The 22,114-nt window shown below is 53.9% G+C and carries 19 protein-coding genes and 4 pseudogenes; 17 read left to right on the forward strand and 6 right to left on the reverse strand.

What is annotated here, in order from left to right; genetic code table 11:
• Together AC2FJE_RS15475 and AC2FJE_RS15480 are read left to right on the forward strand one after the other, a co-directional pair.
• The coding region (locus AC2FJE_RS15475; RefSeq protein ID WP_496756580.1) for a hypothetical protein at positions 1-284 on the forward strand (284 nt) is incomplete at its 5' end.
• 77 nt (positions 285-361) lie between these two features.
• The gene (locus AC2FJE_RS15480) at positions 362-967 is read left to right on the forward strand and encodes a YrbL family protein (protein ID WP_282121617.1); all 606 of its coding nucleotides are present in this window, start codon (positions 362-364) and stop codon (positions 965-967) included.
• A gap of 131 nt (positions 968-1,098) precedes the next feature.
• Here AC2FJE_RS15480 and AC2FJE_RS15485 read toward each other — a convergent pair whose 3' ends face one another.
• Positions 1,099-1,752 carry a YrbL family protein gene (locus tag AC2FJE_RS15485; protein ID WP_282121618.1) on the reverse strand — a complete coding sequence of 218 codons (654 nt, stop codon included), beginning with the start codon at positions 1,750-1,752 and terminating at the stop codon, positions 1,099-1,101.
• 481 nt (positions 1,753-2,233) lie between these two features.
• Here AC2FJE_RS15485 and AC2FJE_RS15490 point away from each other — a divergent pair.
• Together AC2FJE_RS15490 and AC2FJE_RS15495 are read left to right on the forward strand one after the other, a co-directional pair.
• A pseudogene (locus tag AC2FJE_RS15490) lies at positions 2,234-2,797 on the forward strand (IS6 family transposase).
• A gap of 894 nt (positions 2,798-3,691) precedes the next feature.
• Positions 3,692-4,381 (forward strand): glutathione S-transferase, encoded by a 690-nt coding sequence (locus AC2FJE_RS15495; protein WP_496761126.1) that lies wholly within the window; start codon positions 3,692-3,694, stop codon positions 4,379-4,381.
• A gap of 199 nt (positions 4,382-4,580) precedes the next feature.
• On the opposite strand, the gene AC2FJE_RS15500 is transcribed toward AC2FJE_RS15495, so the two are convergent.
• Positions 4,581-5,342: an IclR family transcriptional regulator gene (locus tag AC2FJE_RS15500; protein ID WP_496761127.1), complete on the reverse strand. Its 762-nt coding sequence runs from the start codon at positions 5,340-5,342 to the stop codon at positions 4,581-4,583.
• A gap of 108 nt (positions 5,343-5,450) precedes the next feature.
• Between AC2FJE_RS15500 and AC2FJE_RS15505 the strand changes: the two genes are divergently transcribed.
• The 5 genes and pseudogenes from AC2FJE_RS15505 to AC2FJE_RS15525 form a co-directional block, all read left to right on the forward strand.
• Entirely contained in the window at positions 5,451-5,981 is a 531-nt protein-coding gene (locus tag AC2FJE_RS15505) for a 2,4'-dihydroxyacetophenone dioxygenase family protein (protein ID WP_496756588.1), read from the forward strand.
• Between the two features lie 6 nt (positions 5,982-5,987).
• On the forward strand, positions 5,988-6,722 hold the full coding sequence (locus tag AC2FJE_RS15510; protein WP_496756591.1) for an SDR family NAD(P)-dependent oxidoreductase: 735 nt from the start codon (positions 5,988-5,990) through the stop codon (positions 6,720-6,722).
• Between the two features lie 113 nt (positions 6,723-6,835).
• On the forward strand, positions 6,836-7,090 hold the full coding sequence (locus AC2FJE_RS15515; RefSeq protein ID WP_496761128.1) for an aminotransferase class V-fold PLP-dependent enzyme: 255 nt from the start codon (positions 6,836-6,838) through the stop codon (positions 7,088-7,090).
• A gap of 117 nt (positions 7,091-7,207) precedes the next feature.
• Positions 7,208-7,333: a hypothetical protein gene (locus tag AC2FJE_RS15520; protein ID WP_496756596.1), complete on the forward strand. Its 126-nt coding sequence runs from the start codon at positions 7,208-7,210 to the stop codon at positions 7,331-7,333.
• Positions 7,317-7,409, forward strand: a pseudogene (locus AC2FJE_RS15525) (IS6 family transposase); the annotation flags it as partial. The gene AC2FJE_RS15520 and the pseudogene AC2FJE_RS15525, both read left to right, overlap by 17 nt.
• Before the next feature lie 263 nt (positions 7,410-7,672).
• On the opposite strand, the gene AC2FJE_RS15530 reads toward AC2FJE_RS15525, so the two are convergent.
• Positions 7,673-8,602 (reverse strand): endonuclease/exonuclease/phosphatase family protein, encoded by a 930-nt coding sequence (locus AC2FJE_RS15530; protein ID WP_496756601.1) that lies wholly within the window; start codon positions 8,600-8,602, stop codon positions 7,673-7,675.
• Positions 8,603-8,666: 64 nt separating this feature from the next.
• Positions 8,667-10,250 (reverse strand): ABC transporter substrate-binding protein, encoded by a 1,584-nt coding sequence (locus AC2FJE_RS15535; RefSeq protein WP_496756605.1) that lies wholly within the window; start codon positions 10,248-10,250, stop codon positions 8,667-8,669.
• 158 nt (positions 10,251-10,408) lie between these two features.
• On the opposite strand from AC2FJE_RS15535, the gene pdxR reads away from it, so the two are divergent.
• Positions 10,409-11,902, forward strand: a complete 1,494-nt coding sequence (pdxR, locus tag AC2FJE_RS15540) for a MocR-like pyridoxine biosynthesis transcription factor PdxR (protein ID WP_496756607.1) — start codon at positions 10,409-10,411, stop codon at positions 11,900-11,902.
• 97 nt (positions 11,903-11,999) lie between these two features.
• Here the strand turns inward: pdxR and AC2FJE_RS15545 are convergent.
• Both AC2FJE_RS15545 and AC2FJE_RS15550 read right to left on the reverse strand, forming a co-directional pair.
• Positions 12,000-12,474, reverse strand: a pseudogene (locus AC2FJE_RS15545) (IS6 family transposase); the annotation flags it as partial.
• 692 nt (positions 12,475-13,166) lie between these two features.
• Positions 13,167-13,784, reverse strand: coding sequence for a 3'-5' exonuclease (locus AC2FJE_RS15550; protein ID WP_496756612.1), 618 nt, complete (start codon positions 13,782-13,784; stop codon positions 13,167-13,169).
• 424 nt (positions 13,785-14,208) lie between these two features.
• Here AC2FJE_RS15550 and AC2FJE_RS15555 point away from each other — a divergent pair, with 424 nt between their 5' ends.
• The 7 genes and pseudogenes from AC2FJE_RS15555 to AC2FJE_RS15585 all read left to right on the forward strand — a co-directional run bounded on the left by AC2FJE_RS15555 (position 14,209) and on the right by AC2FJE_RS15585 (position 21,550).
• Positions 14,209-14,769, forward strand: a complete 561-nt coding sequence (locus tag AC2FJE_RS15555; protein WP_496756912.1) for a WYL domain-containing protein — start codon at positions 14,209-14,211, stop codon at positions 14,767-14,769.
• A 110-nt stretch (positions 14,770-14,879) separates the two neighbouring features.
• Positions 14,880-15,278 (forward strand): hypothetical protein, encoded by a 399-nt coding sequence (locus AC2FJE_RS15560; RefSeq protein ID WP_496756615.1) that lies wholly within the window; start codon positions 14,880-14,882, stop codon positions 15,276-15,278.
• A 670-nt stretch (positions 15,279-15,948) separates the two neighbouring features.
• Entirely contained in the window at positions 15,949-16,224 is a 276-nt protein-coding gene (locus tag AC2FJE_RS15565; protein WP_496756619.1) for an autotransporter outer membrane beta-barrel domain-containing protein, read from the forward strand.
• 54 nt (positions 16,225-16,278) lie between these two features.
• Positions 16,279-16,928, forward strand: a pseudogene (locus AC2FJE_RS15570) (IS5 family transposase); the annotation flags it as partial.
• 607 nt (positions 16,929-17,535) lie between these two features.
• A complete protein-coding gene (locus tag AC2FJE_RS15575; protein WP_496756624.1) occupies positions 17,536-18,258 on the forward strand; it encodes an alpha/beta hydrolase family protein in 723 nt (240 codons plus the stop codon).
• Positions 18,259-19,488: 1,230 nt separating this feature from the next.
• A complete protein-coding gene (locus AC2FJE_RS15580; protein ID WP_496756626.1) occupies positions 19,489-20,436 on the forward strand; it encodes a LuxR C-terminal-related transcriptional regulator in 948 nt (315 codons plus the stop codon).
• Between the two features lie 121 nt (positions 20,437-20,557).
• Positions 20,558-21,550, forward strand: a complete 993-nt coding sequence (locus tag AC2FJE_RS15585; RefSeq protein WP_282170410.1) for an MBL fold metallo-hydrolase — start codon at positions 20,558-20,560, stop codon at positions 21,548-21,550.
• The last annotated feature ends 564 nt before the right edge of the window (positions 21,551-22,114 follow it).

Here is a 22,114-nt window from a genome sequence, read left to right on the forward strand (position 1 = left end):
GTCACAAAATGGGGAAGAACAATCAGCCAAATCACTCCATCACTCATAACAACACCAATCAACGCTGCAGTGAATTAACAGTGGACATGGCGTTGTCATATTGGCTTCACCCTTATCAACAAATGCTGATGCTCGGGCTTTTAGGGCAGAATGATGGGGTACGGAGGCGCGTTAAACATCTGCACAAACTGGGCTTAAGAACAGTACCGCTTCACTATCGATACGTTCCGCAAGATGCCGATACTAAATGTCTGGTTTCGGCATCTGGTTGTCCTCAAACATGAAAAGGACTAATTGGAGACCTTGGTTTGAGAGGATGGCTGTAATCGGTAATCTTCTTTATTAGGATCGGCAAAACAACATGATAGACTTAAGTAAAATTCGGCCATTGCGAAGAAGCCGCAACTACGAAATTTATCAGCATCCGTTTATTGAGCGCGCGCTGTTGAAAGTCCGGGTGGATGAACCGGTGCGTAACCACGTAATTCCTCGATATGCCGAGAGGCGCTATGGCAACCTCCGTCAGTGGAACCGGGAAGCAAACGAATACTTAGCCGCGTTGACACGAGGCTGCCCCGAGATTGAACGCCTTGCGGATTTTATGGGGTATGCTCCAACATCTCAAGGACCAGCGCTGGTGGTCGAAAAGATGACCGGTCCTGATGGCGATTTGGCGCCAACGCTGGAATCGGAACGGGCCGCATTGGGCGATGACATATCAGAGCGCAAACAGCTGCACAGTGAATTCATGGAACTCATGGACGACCTTGAACGTGGCCGGATTATCGTGGGCGACCTGAGTTTTGAAAACATTGTACGGGCGCAAGAGCGCAATGGAAAACTGGTCGTTATCGATGGCTTGGGCGAAAGAGTGCTGTTTCCGCTGACGTTGGTTTCTGACTTAGCATTCCGCAAATCCATCGAGCGCCGCCGGACGCGCATGGGCCAGGCATTTGGTCTAGGCTAATGACACCCGCTCTACGGCAATCAACAGGCGTCGATTTGGCTTCGCTGCCTAAGCCACCAGCTGAATAGGCGCCTTCCCGGCCTAACCAAACAAGGACCTGCTGGACCTAATCAACAGGGCTTGTCAGACGACTAGCCCTTTGCCGCGTCTATCAATTCAAAGAACTTTTTTCGAACCTGGCCGAGCTTACGGTCATTGTAACTACGAACCCATCTTCGCAGAGGAATGACTTGTTTAGACCCAAAGCTGTCAATCCAAACCCATCGCCCGGATCCGTCGGGCCATGTTTGATAGACAAGATTGCCAGTGTTCTTGTTGCTTATGATGACGCGTTCATCTGACAGTTGGTCGAAGTGACTATTGAGATCGCTCAAATGCTGAGGGGTGAGACGATCTTTGGCAATCAACTGACCCAGACTTGGGGAAAGCTGTCCATCCGGATCAGAAATGCGTTCATAGACAAGCGCCAAACCTTTGTCTGTCGGTGCGGTGCCAAACACCCTGCAAACGGGCATCCCTTCCGGACTTTCCTGATGGCGGATCATCAGAAAAAAGGCTTCATCAAACTCACGCATGAAACCCTTAAAAGCGGTAGCTCTGCGAAACAGTCGGTCATACCACTTGTCGGTTACAAGCCTCGAACCTGCATCCATCGTGTGAGGTTGCGGAACCTTTAACAGCAACCCCTTGTCAAATGGGTGTTCATATACGAATTGCCTGTTTCCCTTCGCGATAACAGGGTTGTTTCCTAGTTCAAGCAGAGTGGGATTTTGTTGGCATTTCATATTTTCTGTTTAAGTTGATTCCGAACCAACGCAAGTTGTTTTTTGACCATTGATATTGTTAGGTTAAACGCCGGAGAAAATTGCGATCATGATGCTTGGAGTTCAAGCTGCACAGGGACGGTCACCATCTTGATTGTTGCCGGGAACCTATGGGGTCGCCGCAGTATCCGTCGCTATGCCCCAGCGGATGCGCCCGATCTCAGGAAGGGTCAAGTCCAAACGCTGACCACCTGACTGTACCATCCGACACTCTTTGCAAGCGATGACAAACAACTTGGAAATACCGGTGCGGTGTCCTGAGTTTTCAGATCTTTCGACCCTTGCGCACCCGTAATTTTCCGTTTCGAGGAGGTTTCGGCTATCACTTCGTATTCATAAGCCAGCACCGGCGGGTAGGGCTCTATTGCAAACTTTTGGCTGTTGACGCGCTTAGCTTTAGAGCGTGGATGGCTTTCGATCCCAGCTAGTCGAAAGTCAGTTCATACTCTCTTTCAAAGGCGCGCAATATCCCAAGGATGTGATCCTCTTTGCTGTGTTCTATTATGTCAGATATGGCGTGTCCTGCCGTGATCTTGAAGAAATCATGGCCGAGCGTGGCGTTGCAGTAGGTCATACGACGCTGAACCGCTAGGTGACAAAACACGCTGGTGCCATCGCCGAACTAGCGCGCAGAAGTAAGGGACCGTTTAACCACTCCTGGCGGATGGACGAGGCTTACATCAAGGTGAAAGGCGCATGCGTTTATCTCTTTCGAGTCGTTGACAAAAGCGGAGCTAAAACAGCTGGCATCAAGGCCATAAACAAGATGCTAAAGGGCTTTGGATGCCCGATGCTAATTGAGATGCTCAGGCGGAAATATTTGAATGGCATTGTGGAACAGAATGATCGATTTATCAAAGGACGAACCCGCCCGATGCTCGTCTTCAAGTCCTTTGCTTCAGCTTCAGCCACTCTGGCAGACATCGAAGTCGCGCACATGATCCGAAAAGGCCAATTCACACCTGGACTTTGCCCCTTTCAACAGGTCGAAGAACTGGCGGCCTGACACCGCAGGTCGGATGCATTTCTCCGAGCTGTAAGAAACTTCGCAACAGAACCTTTCATGGGTGCCATAAGGATCATTGTCCTCGGTCAACCCGTCATATGCTTGGACGGCCTCAAGACTGGCCTTAAAGACTCTGGCCCTTCGTTATCGATTGCCGTGGTAAAGACCCAATGACCGCTGCTACCTGCAGGTTCACGCTTGCGGAATCCATCATTCTGTTCCACAGGCTGGGCGCTAATCTGCGTTTGTGACATGGTGGTTTCTGCGATTTGTGCATTCATGATAAAGCCCTCCTTCGACGATACGTTGGCCGATATGCACCCGGCTTGTCCGCCATCGTTTGAGTGTGGTCCAATGGACCAAAGGTGTGGGTTTCGCCCGAACGCCCATTGGCCGTGAGACATCGAAACCGGCACCTTTTGCGCGTTTTTTCCCTGGAAAGGAGCGGGGCCGATGGAAAAGACCCGTTTCTGATCTGAGGACTGGGCGTCAGACTGAAATTGGGGGAATTTGGGAGGGGCACGCACTCTGCGCGCGGGAGGAACCAGGATTTTCATGGTTTCTGCTTGAGGCGAATTGAAATGAGAAATTGGAGCCGGACCAACGGTGCGGCTCTCTCTTCGCGCCTTGCCCTGGACCGGTTCAGATACGAGAGATTTGACTCCCTGGCGCCCGGGAAAACAAGCGCCGCAGACCGCAAGGCGGTCTGCTATCGCAACGATTAGAGTCACGGTGAGCCGCGCGCCCCGCGCGAATTTTACCACGCCAAAGGCATGACACAGTCAGCGGTTAGATGCGTTGACTTGTTCCCAATTATAAAATCACTGGATCACGGCATTTAGTGTCACATGACATCCAATTCACAATATGATTGCGTTTAAGCAGGAGTACCTATTGGGAAACGATGTGAGGTTTGACCAAGCTGGTAGATTGGAGATAGATCCTCATATGGCTCACCACCCTATCTTATGGACATTCCGTCGCTGCCCGTACGCGATAAGGGCCCGCCTCGCATTGGCGAGTTCACGAGTTACAGTCGAGCTGCGCGAAATTCTCTTACGGGACAAGCCAGAGGCCTTCTTAAAAACATCCCCATCCGGAACAGTGCCCACGCTTCGACTTCCAGACAAAGTTATAGATGAAAGTCTGGAAATCATGGTTTGGGCGCTCCAACAAAATGATCCACAGCGGCTTTTAGACATGCCTCAAGAAGGTTGGGGTCTGATTACGGTAAATGATGGTCCATTCAAGGCGGCTTTAGATCACACAAAATACACCACACGGTATCCGGATTTAGACGCCAATGAGGAACGCAGGAAAGCGGCAAGCTACTTGCTCAGCCTCGACGAGCGGTTAGTCGGGAAGGCCTGGCTTTTCGGAGATCGCCCCACCCTTGCCGACCTGGCGCTTCTACCGTTTGTGCGCCAGTTTGCGCATATAGATCGGGCATGGTTTGACGTTCAGGAGTGGCCGAATCTAACAGCGTGGCTGGATCAATTCCTGGACAGTGAGATATTTTTGCTTGTGATGAGTAAATACGCAACTTGGTCAGAGGGCGACTCTCCGATTTGGTTCAAAGGCTAAGTCGAACACGTCGTATCTCGACCCACAGCCGACATCCAGCAGCCAACCGAGATGCTGCAGGTGCACCCCGCTTTGCCGCCATTCGCTACACCGACAAGATCAGAGGGCTGTCAAACTCAAAGATTGCGAAACCAAACAGCTGTTTATCGCAGTGCTGCTATTGGCCCCGTTGGTGAAATCTTGGGTGCAAGATTTAGATTCAGCTTTGAAACTCACCGTCGGACAACTCTCGAACGCAGTCCAGTAAGGCGCTTGAGTATCGAGACGTTTCGTCTTTCAACCGAAACAACGGCACGGATACGCTGACCGCAGCAATAGGCTGGGCATTTTCATCCAGGATGGGCGCTCCAAAACATGCAATGCCGGTTTCGTTCTCCTGATTGTCAAAAACGAACCCCTGCGCGCGGCATTGATTGATCTGCGCGCGCAATTGGATTGGATCCGTGGTTGTGAACGGGGTGATCGATTCCAGAGTCGCATTTTCCAGGAAAGCGGCCAGCTTTTCTTCAGGCAAAGCCGAAAGGTAGGCTTTGCCGACTCCGCTGGAGTGAAGCGGGACAAACGTTCCTATGGTCGAGTTCATGCGCACCGTCTCAAGGCTTTCGATCTTGTCGATATAAACAAGCCCGTCACCGCTTGGCACGGCGAGATGTACGGTTTCGCCCGTCTGATCCCGGACGCGACCCAAGGCATCCCGCGCCCTGTCACGAATGTCAGACTTGGCTAGCGCAGAACGGGCAAGATTGATCAGGCGCGGGCCGGGTTTGTAGCTTTTGTCCTTTAACTGCACGATCAGCCCTTCTGACTCCAAGCCATTTAGTAGGCGGTACAGCGTTGGGCGCGTAAAGGCGCATTCATCCAGAAGTTCGGCCAGAGTTGGCGGGTTTTTACAGTCGCAAATATGCTGCAACAGTCCGATGCTGCGCGCAAAGCTTTGGGTTCCCTGGACCTGTTTTGCCATTCCTACCTCTCCGATTGACGGGGTTTTTTGATGGTGTATATTCCATATGTTGAGCATGTTGTCCATATTGTGGAATTGCAAAACTGATCGCAATGGGTAGGAGCCGAAATGCCACTGACCGAAACTGACGAAAATCCTCGCGTGCCATACAAGCATCCGATGCCGCAGGATGCCTTGCCCGAGATTGTGATCCCTGACGCGCTGGCCGAAGATGATCCGCGCATGTGGGTGCAACAGGCTGAGCACGTGTTTTTTCGCCCGCTCTGCCTGAATGTCTCGCAAGGCTACTGGATGAACCTGCTGAAAGTCACCAAGTCCGGTGTTTTGTCGCGCCACCGCCATGCCTGCCCGGTGCATGGTTTCGTGCTGAAGGGGCGCTGGCACTATCTTGAGCATGATTGGTTTGCCGAAGAAGGCAGCTATGTATTCGAGCCGCCCGGAGAGACCCACACACTTGTTGTGCCCGATGATGTCCAGGAAATGATCACCTATTTTCAGGTCAACGGGGTGATGTACTACTGCGATCCCGACGGAAATCACCTGGGTTATGAGGATGTGTTCACTAAGATCGATATGTGCCGTGCGCATTTCGAAGAGGTTGGCCTTGGCGCTGACTACGTGAAAAATTTTATCCGGTAAGACATCATGAGCAATGTAACCTATGACTTCGCAGGCCGTACCGCCGTTATCACCGGCGGGGCAGCCGGGATCGGAGCCGAAATCGCAAGCCACTATGCGGCTGCCGGCGCCAACGTGGCGATCTGGGATCTTTCAGGACCAAATGACGCCCCCGCGGGTGCAATCGCTTGCAAAGTGGATATCAGCCAACCAGACCAGATTGCCTCAGCAGTTGCAGAGACCAGAAAAGCCTTCGGTGGCATAGATTTTCTGTCTCACAATGCGGGTTTCGCCGGCCCAACACTTCCGGTCGCGGAAAACGATCCGGCGGTCTGGGCCCGCGTAATTGAGGTCAACCTGATCGGGACTTTTTACTTGGCTCAAGCCATCGTTCCCGTGATGCAAAAGGCTGGCTTTGGTCGGATCGTCAACATGGCCTCGCTTGCAGGCAAAGAAGGCACCCCTAACGCCTCGGCCTATTCGGCGTCCAAGGCAGGCGTCATCGGTTTCACCAAGTCGATTGCTAAGGAACTGGCGCAGACTGATATTCGCGTCAATTGCATCGCACCCGCCGCCATCAAAACGGCGATCCTGGATCAGATGACGCCAGATTTCGTGCAAATCATGATCGACAAATCCCCCATGAAACGCCTCGGCTGGGTTGAAGAAGCAGCGCGCATGGTGATGTGGCTAAGTTCCGAAGATTGCACATTCAACACCGGCGCAGTCTTTGATCTCTCAGGTGGAAGAGCGACCTACTGATGGCGCACGTTCGGGATTTAACGCCTGGCCTCGTGGAAATGGCTGCAACTGTGGTGGCGGCACAGCATGGCCCCCAGGGCCTGTATGTTGTTCCCGATTTTTCATAGGCCTACGTGCGTGCAGCGCTGTCACAGCAGAAATACGACCTCCTCTGTTTTACCCATTTTGAAACTTCGACCGGATTGCAGCAACCGGTCGAGGCTCTCGCCAAAGTCGCCTCTGAGGCGGGCGTTCCTATTATGGTCGATAGTGTCAGCGCACTTTGCACATATCCCGCGCATTTGGATGGCTGGGGGGTGTCGGTGATGACGGCCGCCTCGCAGAAAGGGTTGGGCTCTGTACCGGGGGTCGGGATGATCGCCGTATGAGATGAAGCCTGGAACCTGATCAAAGCGAAACAGTCTCCGCGCGACGGCTTCACGGATGTAATCCGAAGGCGAGATCAATACGACGCCTCAAGAAATTGGCATCCAAGCCTGACATCCATGCCCGTGGCGGTCGTTCACGCGCTGGACGTCGCGCTGGATGACATGCTGAAAGAAGGGCTGTACGCCCGTCACGCCGAGGCACGCGATTTCTATCGCGATGGTCAGGCGGAAGTACCTAAATAACATCGTGGAACAGGACTGTCGCCTCATCAAGAGACACACTCGACCGATGTTAGGGTTCAAGGCCTTTGCTTCAGCGGTGGGTTCGGCACAAGTGTGGGTTTAAGTCGTTCAAATTCGATACGGCCACGCTTGTTAGGATCCAAGTCATCAACATGATCCGGGAACAGCAATTCTCTAGCGCAACGAACTCGAGCTTTCGGATGTCTGCTGGGATTACAGGATAACTTCGCCTGCCATAACGTCGACGCTGGTCTATCAAAAACTTTGCGACACAAGCCAGCAGGGATCTCATCTGGCAAGTTTTGGATATGGAATCCATCAGAAAGTTAGCGGAAAATGCTAACATTCAATGCGCAGATCGACCCAATAAGGGCGGTGATCGGAACCAGTTGCGCTGCAATCCACCCAGGCCCTCTCTACTGAATGGACCAAATCAGGAGTGATCAAACAATAGTCCAGCCGCAAAGGCTGTGCAGGTGCGCGATCAGGCGGGTCGGGCCACCACGTAAATCCGTCGCCATCGGATCTATTCTTTGCAACGACCCAGCTGTCCGCAAGGCTGTCCCAGTGTAGGTTGTGACCGGTCGCTATGTCAGGTTCGCCGGTCAAAGCAGTGTATTCCGGACTGTCAGGAACTAAATTGAAATCGCCCAGCATAATTGTACTATTGGGGGCTTTCGGCTCGTGTTCACCCTGAGACCAATCCATGGCGTGAAAATTTGCCAACTCGATAGGGTCATGCTTCGGTGCCGATCCGGTCCAAGATCCCCCACGAGCCTGCGCACCCTGATGCAGGGAAATCAGGTATTGCACCTGCAGCAACTTTTCTCGCCGGGACGCAGACGATAAATGCAGAGAATAGACCCGCAGCGGACCGCCCGGGGTGTCCAGGATACACTCCAGTGCGCCAGTCTCCATCCCAAGGCTGCAAGCGGTAGCAATCTTGGGTAACAGGTGGCGGCGCACCTCCAGGATGCGGTATTTAGACAGCAACATCACGCCGAATTGGCGACGGCGGTTTTCAACGCGGCCGTCTGTGCCGAAGCTGCTGGCGTCCATGTCGAACGCCGGAAAATAGCTCCAATGGTAGTCGGGCAGGAAACCCGCCAATTGTGTCGGCTGGTCTTCCATGCCACTGCGACGCCAGTTGCGCTCGATCTCTTGCAAGGCGATGATGTCGGCGCCGCGCACCTCATCGGCGATACGAGCGCAGTCATAAACCCCGTCCATACCCAGAGTGTAGCGGCTATTGTAGGTGACCAATTTCATGGAACTTCTCAATACAGCGACGGATTGTTTTGGGGCCGCCCGCCGCTGTTTTCCGGAGCTTTGATTACAGCAGCCAAGTCTTGACCAGAGCACCGTCGAACATAGTGCCACCACCTGGATCGCCTTCCCAACCGCCGATCTGTTCGCTGACCCCATCGATAAAATCATTGAACATCGGGATTATGGCGCCGCCTTCGTCGCGCACCATAAGACCCATCTCGTGGTAGAGCGATGTGCGCTTGATCGGATCAAGCTCTGCCTTGGCCTGCAACAGCAGTGCGTCGAAGTCTTCGCGCTTGAAGCGAGTATCGTTCCAGTCGGCATCCGATTTATAGGCAGTGGAGTACATCTGATCCTGCACCGGACGGCCTGCCCAATAGGACGCGCAGAATGGCTCTTTGTTCCAGACTTCGGACCAGTAGCCATCGCTAGGCACGCGCTGGATCTCAAGCGGGATACCTGCCTTGGCCGCACTTTGCTGATACAGCGCTGCGGCATCCACCGCGCTGGGGAATGCAGCGTCCGACACTTTCAGCACAATCGGTCCATCGTGACCGGATTTTTGGTAGTAATGGCGGGCTTGATCCGGATCAAAGCTGCGCTGCTCGATATCGCCGGAAAACAGCGGATAAGCAGCGTTGATCGGCATGTCATTGCCTACGCTGCCAAAACCGCGCAGCACCTTGTCGACCATCTCCTGCCGATCGACCGCCAGTTTCAGCGCCATTCGTAGGTCGTTGTTGGCAAACGGCGGCGTGTCGGTGTGCATGACAAAGACATAATGGCCGCGGCCCGATATGGTTTCGATCCGCAGGCCAGGCGCGCGACCCAGCAACTTGGCGATCTTGGGCGACACCCGGTTGATGAAATGGACCTGACCGCTCTGCAGCGCTGCCGCGCGGGCGGTGTCATCGTTCAACACCAGGATCTCAATCTCATCGGCGTGGCCGCGGCCCTCGTCCCAATAATTGGCGAATTTTTTGAATGCGTAGCGGGTGCCGGCTTCGTTGACCTCGACCGTGTAGGGCCCGCTGCCAATGCCTGCAGCCGGGAGCGCCATACCACCATCCGGCTGAACCACCAGGTGGTAGTCCGCCATCAGGTATGGAAGGTCTGCATTTGGTGTATCCAGGGAAACGCTAAAATAATCGCCATCCACCTTCATCGACTCGATGCCACGCATGATACCCAGCGCACCAGATTGTGCCTCTTCGTTTGAGTGGCGCTGCATGGTCTTAAGTACGTCGTCCGGCGTCAACGTTTTGCCGTTGTGAAATTCCACACCCTTGCGAATCTTGAAGGTCCAGGTCTTTGCGTCATCGGACGCCTCAACCGACTCCGCCAGGCGGGGAACAATCTCACCCTGAGGGCTGACTTCCACTAACAAATCGCCAAAGGCCGTGAGCACATTGGCTGTCACGGAACTGGCTGACAGTGCCGGATCCAGGCTATCGGTGCTGGCGCCGCCTTGCAGGCCCGCACGGATCATACCACCCTTTTTCGGACCTTCAGCTCGCACTGCAGAGGCCAGAAGGCTGTTAGCGCTGGCAGCGGCCACACCCAGCGCGCCAAGGCGGCCGATGAATTCTCGGCGGCTTATGAAGCCTTTGGCCGCCTGTTTCACATAGTGATTGATGATGTCAGACATGTTTTCCCCTGCTGGCGGCACCGGCCCCAGCAGGGCCATACAGCCTTCTTGTTGTTCATATGCCCAAGTCAGGGCATTCACAGATTTGTTGACAGAAAGTGGCTTTATTTACTACGTCCATTTGGGTTAAATGTTGCAAACCAATTTGGAGTTCGCACGTGCCAGGGCAAACCAAGCATTTTGCTCCGCTGCCATTTTTGAATTTGGATCGCGAGGTTGGCACACCACTCTATCTGCAACTGGTTCAGCACCTACGCCGGATGATCCAGAACGGGGAAATAAAACCTGGGCAGAAACTGCCCTCAACCCGCTGGCTAAAAGAACACCACGGAATAGCCCGCAGCACCCTTGTCGCCGCATTTGAGCAATTGGCCAGCGAGGGTTACCTGCAAAGCCAAACCGGTTCCGGAACTTTCGTCAACCCGGAGTTTCCAGGCCTAAACCCCAGCGTCAGGAACGTGCCGGAAACCACCCTTCCACCAAGGTTATCGAAGCGCGGCCAGGCGGTAACAGAGGGCCTGGATTCATCTTACTTTAATCCGGTCATAGTGCGCCCCTTCCTGGCCAACATTCCTGCCATAGATCTGTTCCCACACAAGATCTGGGGCCGGATCGAAAACCGAATCCGCAACCGGCTCGACAGTACGATGATGGCCTATGGCCAGCCCGGTGGTTTTGTGCCCCTGCGTGAGGCAATCTGTGATTACGTACTGAACCGGCGCGGCCTGAAATGCAGCCCGAGTCAGGTCATTGTCACTACCGGCTCCCAGCAGTCCTTGAATCTGATTGCTGCTCTGCTGCTAAACCCTGGCGACAAAGTGTTGATGGAGGATCCATCCAGCCCGGTGGTACGGGCTAGCTTTCTGGCTCAAGGCGGAGCCGTCGTTCCTGTCCCGGTGACTGAAACCGGTGCAGCCGTTCCGCCTGACGGCCCGAATTCTGATGGGGCACGTCTGGCCTATCTGACACCCTCCTGCCAGTATCCTCTGGGCGCCGTGATGCCGATAGCCCAGCGGTTAGAATGGATGGACTGGACCCGCCGCAATGATGCCTGGCTCATCGAGGACGATCTGGACAATGAGTTTATGTTCGGCGGACGCCCTGACCCGGCGATCTACTGCGACGACCACCATGCGCGTACCATCTACGTCTCCAGCTTCAACAACGCGCTCTTCCCGTCGCTGCGGCTTGGCTTCATCATTGCACCCCGGGCGCTGGCCAGGCCGCTGATGGCGCTCAGCGCCGTCACTGACCGCGGCCCCAACACATGGCTGCAGGCGGTGTTGGCAGAGTTTATTGAGCAGGGATATCTGAACACTCATATCCGACGCATGCACAGTGCCTATACACGTCGCCGCAAGGCGATGATTGACAGCTTTGCTCGCATTGCCAACCCGCTAGTGACCTTGCACAAGAACACTAGCGGGCTGAGAGTGATTGCAGACCTGCCTGCCAGCCTGCCGGATACGGAAATGCTGGATGGGTTGGATGCTCACGGCGTGGCGGCCTATGCGCTCTCATATTATTGCATGCAGCGGCAGGACTTGAATGGGTTATTATTGGGTTTTGGCTGCACCCATGAGGATGACATTCCGGCTGCGGTTGCGGGTCTTTGTTCAGGCCTCTCTGAATTCAACAACAATAAAATTTGAGGAAGCAGACTTTCACCTGAACAAAGTATTACCTTTTTGGGACTTGGGCATTGTCAGGTTGTTTTCATTTGACTGAGAGTTGCCATGCCGAGATGGTTTAGGCGGCCTGTTGGCCGCTGTACTGAGTCCACAGATTGACGGCATCCGCTCGTGAATGGCGATAAGAACAGGCTGAAAGACGGTTGCGTTTGGGTCGGAATAGGGCGGCGGTTTGATCGTAGACCGACAAGAACGGTTGCGCCTGAGAGGGTGACTTGAACTGGCCCATAACCTTCTGTCACCGCCTCGTATGTCCGTGCAAAGCCTCAACGCGATTGTTCAGGCGATGATCAGTCTCCGGGGCCGCTTCTGCCATCGCAGCGCGGCAAGAACGTAGTCTGTCCGTGATGGTCACGCGCGGTTGCCCAGGTCTTGAACGGCTTCCTGAATAAGCGCATCGCGGCGGCCTTGTTGCGACACGGCTGAACAAGGATATCAAGTGCGTCGCCGTTGCCATCGACCGTGCGCCACAGCCAATGTTTTCGACCATTGATAGGCACTACGACTTCGACGAGGTGCCATTTGTCCGCCGGACGTAGCCGATGACCGAACGCGGGAAACGGAAACCCCTGAGGCGGGACAGATCAGACTGATCCAACATGGCATCGCGCTACAACCGCAAACCCATTTTTACAACCTGGCAACGCCTTCTAACCACCAGGCACATCTGGGTTAGTCCCAATAGTTTTCGATTTGAGAGATAAATCCGGGAACAAAAACACAGCTCTTTGACCCATCACCAAAAAACTGATTGGCGACATGCACGCCTCCACTCTTCACATAGCGCGTCGTTGGCAGCATTTCTTCCCCTGCTCGACAGCTTCCAACTTAGCCAAGATGCATCTGGGTACGGTCGCAAAAATAGTTAGGTAAAAAAACAATTGAATGGATTTGAGTCGCGCCTAGGTTACGTCTTAAGCAGTGCGTGCCCAGGCGCGACGAGTTTTTACACAATAAAACCAAACGTGTGGGTGGCTAAAAATAAGTGAGAAAACCAGCTTGCTATCATGCGCAATCCTACCTGCTCGTAACTCGCAATTGTTTTGTTGTGTTGCAGGAAACTGGTGATGAAACCACGCTCAATGGTCAAAACGACTTGACCCATTCTAGACATTCGAACACTGCAAAAATTGGGATGACCGCTTCAGCAGAGCCGGACTTCGGACACTGCATAACATCGCACGGTTGGTTCGCCGTTCAGCAGGACCTAGAAGACCTTGGCCGCTTATCTCTCGGATGGATTTCCGAATTGGAAGTTCAACTGGCGGTTTGTCCTGAGGTAAGACAACGGCGTCCCCAAAGCCTCCTCTGCTTTTAAGATCACAGAAGCCGAAGCACGGGCGTCTTCACCTGCATCATGGTGATGAAACTCAAGGCCGAGGTATTTCTTAAGATTTGCCAACCCGTGCCCGCCGGCGCCCTTCAAGGACGGCCATGCCCGACGGGCAATCGACACGCTATTCGTCCAATGCGACGAGATCATTGGCAGCCCATACCGGGTACAAGCAGCCGTCATCGCCTTTTCATCAAACGTACTGTGTTGCACAAGATTGTGGGTGTTCAGGACTTCAAACAAGGATGCGTAAACCGTTGGGAATGTTCCAGCCCCAATCACGGTTTCGGCAGAAATCCCGTGAAGCTCAGTATTGAAAACCTCGAATGGTCCCTCGGGGTCAATCAGTACAGAATAGGTTTGCATGGAACCAGTGTCGCTAACAAAACAAAGCCCAATCTGGCATATGCTACCGATAGAATTGCTCGCCGTTTCGACGTCCAACGCAATAAATCGAAAAGGTCCGGCAGGCGGCGTACTAAGATGTCCAAATTTGTTAAATGTGTCCACCGTTTGAACGCTCTGAATCTGTCGGATTTCCTCAGCTTTCGCTGCCAGTTAGACAACTGAACATCTTAGTTTTTGCAGGTCGAATGGGTCTTGGCAAGCCGTTCTCGCGCGCAAGGAGTTTAGTCTGCCTATACGACGCTTCACTCACGGCCCATACCTGCCGTTCAGCGAGCAGCGCAAATGCCGTGGTGCGTCCGTCAAACCGGACTTTCGACCTGAGCGCTAGATCTGGAGGTGGTCGACTAGCACTCTGCGGACCAAGCGCCGATTCGTTGCAGACACACGAATGGCGGCTTTAGGAGATTTCCCTGCTTGATGTTGGGCGGCAGAGAAGCTGATCACCAAGCTGGAAGCTGTCGCACCTGACAAGTACCGGACGTCGTTTCTTCAGCCGGATGAAGTACTGGGAGCCGCGGCCATTCGCCTGGCTATTTGGCGCCGCCGAAAGATAGCCCTTATATTTTCGGAGCACTCAAGCCAAGAGACCCGTCGTGTGATCTGGCCCATACTGCTGGATTATAGGGACACCAGCCGCATCATCGCTGCATGGTGCGAGATGCGAGAAGGCTTTCGGTACTTTCGGACAGAACGGATCATTAAGGCGCAGGTCCTCAATGACAGCATTCCTCGGCGAATGGACCTACTTCGTGCAAAGTGGCGAAATGCAGCGGATGCAGAACGTAAGCGTTATGAAGAGGAGGCAAAAGACAAGGGTACGAAGGACCGCTTTGAGGAAGCAGCAGCGCAGCGGCAGGTTTGGGCCGTCCTCGTGTCAGATTTTAGCGAGGCAGAGGGCTTTGCCGCGATGGCACCGAGGTCCGTAAGGAGCCCTTTGTGCCTGATGCTGCTTTTTGCCCAAATGTCGGCTGTTCGAGCTTTGTCGATTTCCACCTATTCAGTTTCGCGGAGGGCCGTAGCGAAGCCAAATTTCACCGGACAAAGGCTGCCGTACTGCGAGAGGTGCCGCCGACGGGCGGAAACTTGATGTCTTTTCTCAAAACCTTGACGTGCCCGCACAATAAATCTGATCTGCGGATTGCCAAATTGGTCTCACACACAGCGCATCAACAGCGCCAAACCGAAAGGGACCAAGAAATGAAAAAGGCACTGATCACATCCGTCACTGCACTCGCCATTGTTCTGAGTGCTGGAATGTCCATGGCCGGTCCGTTGCGTGACCACGGTCGGGGCGGGAATGTACATGATGTTCGCTCAACGATTTCGCAAGCAATCAGCCACTCTGACCGGATGGCCAAAACCCAACAAAGCAATAGCATGGCTGACGGTCGCTTCGCTGTGACATCAAAGCAGGATCTGGGTCAAACCAATCTCTCCTCGACCCAGCAGCAGAGTACATATGGAACGAACTGGAGCTCGGAATTGCCCAATGTCGTAGCCATCGGTATTGCAGACGGTGGTAGTTACACTTGGATCATAGGAAATACGTCGGGTGGCGGCCTCGATGATAACCCAACCTGGATGCACCACCGGTAGCACATTGCGGACCTAGGCGGGTCTTCCTAGAGGAAACGCGACATGCCGCTATTTATCACCGGGCCCGGACAGCTAGTACCAGGATCCCGGCTGAACCGGTCTCTCCATGAGGCCGGTTCAGCACATTGTCCATTCGGTAAGAGAGCAAGGAAATCGACCTCGACCCAGTCCAAACTTTCGGCTGGTACAGCGTGTTTTTCGCGGTTGCGCGTGTTGATTTATGCCCAATCAAATTGGCGAGCGGTTGCCTCGAAGCCAATGCCTACCTGGCAGTGAACGCCCCACCAGATATTGCACTGTAGGCGGGTGCCAATTTGATGCCTTCCCTCAAAACCTTGACGTGCCCGCGCAATAAACCTGAGCCGCAGAATACCATGTTTATTGCACACACAGCGAAATGAACACGCTTAGCTGGAAGGTGCGAAATGATGAAAAACGTAATGATTGCATTTGTCACTGCATTCGCTATTGCTATGTGTGCTGGAATGTCCATGGCCGGTCCGTTTCGAGGCCATGACCAGCGCGGATAAGCACAGGACGTTCGCTCCGCAGTTTCGCAAGCACATAACCACGCTGGTACAAAAAATGTCAGTGATCGCAGTGTTTTGACAAACAGCGATGAACGTCGATATGACACAGTTTCCCTAAGGGAGAGGTTGCAGGCGGACAGTTGTTTGGCGGGCTGGAATTTGGCATCGACCATCTGTCATCAGGTGTCGGTAACCGCTTGGCCAGCGCCGATATCTCGGCCGTCGGCTACGATGCTACCCTCAGTGCACTTTTGGTTGCGGACAGTCAGTTTTATATCGACGGTCAGCTGCGCGATGGGTATTTCGACAGCCAGATAAGCCCGAACGGTGAGGCCGCCGTGGATGCCGATGACAGCGGGTATGAGATTTCCATTGAGATTGGCACGCCTGTTCATGCTGCTGAACGGCGTTGTTGAAGAACTCGACTAAGGAGAATTCACAATGTGAATCCATGTGATTAGGAGGGCGGAATGCCGAAGCCGACTCCCACTCGCCATCGCACGAAGAACTGGGCCAACTACAATGCTGCTCCGAGAATGCGTGCCTCGTTGTTGATTTGGATTGATCGGGGATGACCTGGCTGGCGCGGCCCGAAAGCTGTTCAAGTTGCCTCTGCGGCAGACTGCAGGTGTGGTTGCCAGCCTGCTGGAGTTGGCAGGGCTGGATTGGCTGGAGCTAGACTATTCGACCCTCTGCCGCAGGCAAAAGACACTCACCGTTCGGATCCCATGCCGACGGCCCCTTGAACCTCTTGGTCGACAGCAGGGGGATGACGTTCCTCGGCAATGGCGAATGGCAAACGCCCAAGCATGGCGCGTAACGCCGCACCAGCGGCGCAAAGTGCATCTGGCTATGGGCAAAGGGGACGTCAGACATCCGCGCGGCTGAATTCACTTCGAGCCGCGACAGCGGTAGCCCGGTCCTGCCGGACCTGATCAACCAAGTCCCGGAAGACCAGCAGATCGGTACGGTGATTGCCGATGGCGCATATGACACCCGACGATGCTACGCAGCCATCATCGAACGACAGGCCACCGCAATCATCCCGATCCGCAAAAACGGGCGTCTTTGGAAAGAGGACTGCCCGGCGGCCAGGCTCCGGAACGAGATCCTCCGCGCCGGTCAAGGGGCCAGCGCCGCGCGGAACGCGCGTCGTCTTCTCGACAAAATTCCGGTTCCTACCCCGCGTGAGGCACGCGTGGGTCCCTCCCGGATTTGGCCGTTCCGACCCCTTGACAGTTGTGGAACGTCACAGATCTTTGATCTCACTCGATGCCCAAAGCCTTAGTAATTCAGTGAAGCGCATCCTTCAATTCTGACCCAAACGTCAAGCATTTTTGACCCAACACAAATAGCAGCATTCTTCGACACTGCGGCCAATGCCCCATTCTCTCAGTCGCACTACAGCGACCAATACTTAGGGGTCGGGCGTTGACAAGCTCTTGGCCGGGCTGCGCTGTTAGTTGGCGATCACCCAGTGGCATTGCACTTGCCAATCATCACCAATGTTTAACACAACCCACCAGGCAGACAGAGTATTGGGGTCAGCTACCTCTCGTCGCTAGTGCCGTTTCGACCTGCCAACAAGAAATACCTAGTGAATTAAATATCAAATTTCATTGTCACCGAGTCTCAAAAATTGATTGGTATTGCAGAAACTTTTGACGCTTCGCTCAGCTCAGCTAGAGTGCCACAATGTTGCAGCCAATTTAAGGATCGGGGACCGGATGCCTCAATCGATTTTTGTTCTTGTGCATGGCCTCTGGCATGGCGGTTGGTGTTGGTCTCGGGTCGCCGACATCCTCCGGACACGGGGCCATCAGGTTCACACGCCGACAAATACCGGTGTCGGGGATCGGTCACATTTGATCAACGCAGAGATTACCTTGGAGACTTTTGCGCGCGACATCGAACAGCATATCTTGTTTGAAGACCTCCATGACCTGATTTTGGTCGGTCACAGTTTTGGCGGTGCCACGATTTGCGGAACCGGCGATAAGGTGGCTGAAAGGATTTCAAAGGTAATCTATCTTGATGCAGCAATATTGCAGCCGGGCGAGAGCTGGTTCGATTTGCTGGATTTCGAAATTGCCCAGGCCCGCCAGGATCTGGCCAATCAGTTCAGCAACGGCCTTAGTTTGCCCCCGGTTGACCCGGAAATTCTGGGTGTGACTAAGGCGGCGGACATCGCTTTCCTGAAGCCGCGCTTGACCCCACATCCTTTGGCAACGTTAAAGACGTCATTGGCCATGCAAAAGCCTGCAGGAAAAGGGTTGAACCCCCACTATATTCACTTATCAGATCCGCCCTATATGCCTGCAAACGGATCGCTCGACCGCGCGAGGCGATATGGCTGGCCCATTTCCGAAATTGCCGCCTGTCACGAGGCGATAGTAACCGCACCATTGGCTGTTGCCGATGAATTGGAGCGCATCGCGAACGAGAAATGACAGGATATCTCAAGTTCCCAATCTGGGTGAGTAAAAGCGAATTTAGTACACGGCTAGTGTTGTGATCTGGTAGTCAGATCTTCGGTATCGCCACTGTTGAGCACACAACAGTACTAGCCTTGACAGAATGGGCGTTGATCTTGTGCGGACACCAAAAACCCTATTGGCGCCGCAGGTCGGGACGTTCTCAACGTGAAGCAAAGTCAGTTCAGATCAACCGAACAAATTGATAATCACCCGTCAATTACTCACTGCAATAATGCGCCAGTTTTTGGGTAAAACCACCGTGACTTGCAGGCGAAGTCCAAAACCGTCGGGGCCCCCGCGTGGGCTTTCAGCTCAACACGTTGCGCCACTGCAAAGCTGAAGCGGCAGTTAGCGCCCGATTATGTTGCTACTTCGCTTCAGTGAGTGCCCGAACGATACAGACCCCTTGAGACGTATTTTTGCCGTCTGCCAGAAAAGCCAACTCTGCAGCTCTTTTAGACTTTGATGACTGGAGTTCAACTCGGGCTTCGGGTGAGAGCAATGCAACCATGCACTCAGCCAGTAATAGGTTTTGATTGTCAGTCATGTCGCTACGCGACAGGTATTTCACATAGCTGTCTGTTGCCAGCTGGTCTGCGGACACAAATTTTGCCGGTATCAACACGAGCGAGCAGATAGTAGCCAACCTCATTACTTTCACTGTTCGTAAGTTCCTGTCCGGTGTTTGAGCTTTGGCTGACGCTAATAAAAATCGCGCTTCGGTATACAGACTCCGTCGGGCCTGGCGCCAAACAGAGTACGCTTTTAATCGGCGACCAGCTTTGTCACCATTAGATCGACCCCTGTATTCGTACGATACCGACCTATGTTCACCTGCAAGGACGGCCCAGAGCCGGCATCCAACCCGTTGTTTTGATGCTGCAATCGCAACCCGTATCGCAGGCATTCGATGCACGTGCTCGACAAAGCATTCACAGTGATCTCCGAAATTCTGTTGCCTTGTGTTTGGCAAGGGCAAGGGAAACGATCGGCGGCAGATTATGCTCTTTTTTGGCATCGAACCATCGTTCACGGCACATATCTATCATTCAACCGGCGGGCACCGGACTGTGCGGCAAACGCACGCCTTGCTGAAGCAATAGGGCTTGATCGAAGGGCAATCGGCTTATTCTAATTGTTCTGCTGCTAGGGATTGGTGATGGTGGTGCCAAGGCAGCAAGTACAAGGGGCGCTGTTCGGCCAATGTTGAATATTCCGGAAGAAACGATCAATAACTGGCAGAGAATTGTGAACCTCATCGCCAAATTGGCGGATGTGCCTGCTAGTCTGGTGATGCGCACCCACACCCCCGAACACTCAGTCTTCGTCAGGAACGATACTGCGGACCACCCTTATGACGTCGGGCTGTGTTTCAGATTGAACGAAAAACTCTACTGCCATGGCGTTCTGGAACAGGGCGAATTGGTGGTGGAAGACGCGCAGTACGATCCCCGATGGGCGGACAATGACGACATGGAACACGGTATGAGTTTCTATGTCGGCTTCCCGCTCTACTGGCCGGACGGGTCTGTATTCGGGACAATTTGCGTTTTGGACTCGAAACTGAACCGACGTGCTCTGATGTTCCGCGAAGGGCTGAAAGAGTTTGCTCGCGTGATCGAAGCGGACCTTAAACTGCTTGTCGAAGCGGACCGACGCGTTCAGCTTGAACGACAACTTCAGGAAAGTCTGGATCAACTGGAAACACGTGTCGAAGAACGCACCGCCGAGTTGGAAGAGGCAAACATCGCCCTGCGCGTTTTGCTGCAAAGCGTTGAGCGGTCGCGCGATGACTATGACCAGAACATCATGCGACAGATCAAAGGAGTTGTCGCGCCGACTTTTGCCAAGCTGCGCAGCCGGGTCATAGGAAACGACGCGGCGCTGGTCTATCTTGATATTCTGGAAGAGAATTTAAGATCCATCACTGCCTCGATGTCCGACGAAAAGCGGGATGTGTTCGAACAGCTGACCCCGTCCGAACAGGACATCGCCCAAATGATTATGCGCGGCCAGACCACAAAAGATATTGCTCAGGTTTTGTCGCGTGAGCCGAGCACAATCGAGTTTCATCGCAACAACATACGCAAGAAACTGGGCTTGCGGAAAACGGGTCAGAACCTGCGTAGCAAGCTGCGGTCCCTGCAATAATCATGGGGATGATCCCCATGATTTACTCTTGGTTTTCTCACACTCATCTGACCGACTACCGTTGTTACCCTTTTGTCCATGGTGCCAATCCGGGTGCCGGGCAACTACAGGGAAACACATAATGGAACGAGAAGACCTAAAGCTGGAACCGACGTTGGTGAATGGCAAGAAAGACGATCTGACGCCAGGCCTTTCGCGACGTTCTTTTTTCATGGCCGCCGGAGCAGCAGGAGTGGGTGGTGCTGCGTCTTTGTTGTCCAGCACATCGGCTCAGGCGCAATCGACCGACTGGACCCAGCCGGGGAACAACAATGGTGTTATCGAATTGCAGAAAACCACGGGCACTGCTGTCGATGGCGATCTGGGGATCGACTTCTACGGCCATTGCGCGCTGAAATTCACCTCGCCGAGCGGGGCGACGGTGTTGTTCGACCCATGGCGCGATGACCCGTCCGGTGCCTGGGGACTGTGGTTCAAGAATGAATTCCCCGAGGTGCCAGTGGACATCTGCATGTCCACCCACACGCATTTTGACCACGATGCCATTCACCGCCCGGTCTCAACTATGGTGCTGGACCGGATGGTTGGAAACTTTGAGTTTGCCGATATCAAGATCACGGGGTTTGCCGACAAACACGCGTGCCAGGCTCCGGGTTGGTACAATTGGACAAACGCCTTGGCTGAATTCGGCGTTGAAGCCTGCCCGCCCAATAATGTTAGCCATATGGACATGGTGGTCTATGTGATCGAGGCCGGTGGGTTGCGAACCCTGATCTGGGGCGACAATAGGCACAACCCGCCGCAGGAATTCTGGGATGCCATCGGGGAAATCGACATCCTCACTCTGCCGGTGGACGGATCGCAACACATCCTCAGTTATGGTCAGGGCGATGATATCGTGTCGCGCCTGAATCCCAAAGTTATCATTCCGACACATTATCTGAGCGAGACCACCAGCTATACCCTGACCACCTTGCAGGACGCGGATGAGTGGGTGAAGTCCCAACCCAGCTACAAGATGTTGGACGGCGCCAATCTGTCGCTGAACGCGGCGGACGTTGCAGGAATGGACAAAGAGTTCATGTATTTTGGCAACCACGCCCAGACAGGGTAAGGGCTGGCTTTGCGCCCTTGCTCAACTCAGTAGAACGGCCAGCGAATTCTTCCGCTGGCCGCTCGTAGTTTCAAAATTTGTTTTCGAAAATAACATAGCTCGGCGAATTTCAGTCGAATTGAAGGCTCGCGGTCCAAACCTGCCTTTCACCGACCAATCAAATGCTGCGGTCGCAGCCTGCTTCGCCGTCATTCACTGCAAGTGCAAAGTTACGTGCACGCCGGAAGCCGGGAACGCAATAGAGCTGCCCTTAGAAGAAATACTTGATGCCAAAGTAAGGCCCGTGCCGGTCGGCGTCATAGGCGAATTCTCCTGAACTCAGCATGCCGCTGTAGTCGACGCTGAAATAGCGGCATCCAAATGTGAGGGCGGTTGTCTCTCAGGGTTGGAAATCAAAACCAACACTCGCACCGATTTGAAGGTCATTTCCGCCAGCAACGAAGCAATTCCGGGCCAGTTTTGGCTCAGTCGCCACATCCCGCGCTTGCCGATTACGGGTTCTATCCAATCCTGATCGGCGCCCAATACAGGCGGATTGCCAGGCGTCGGAGTGGAGATGTCTGT

This window comes from Ruegeria sp. CDSC002 (genome assembly GCF_059610905.1).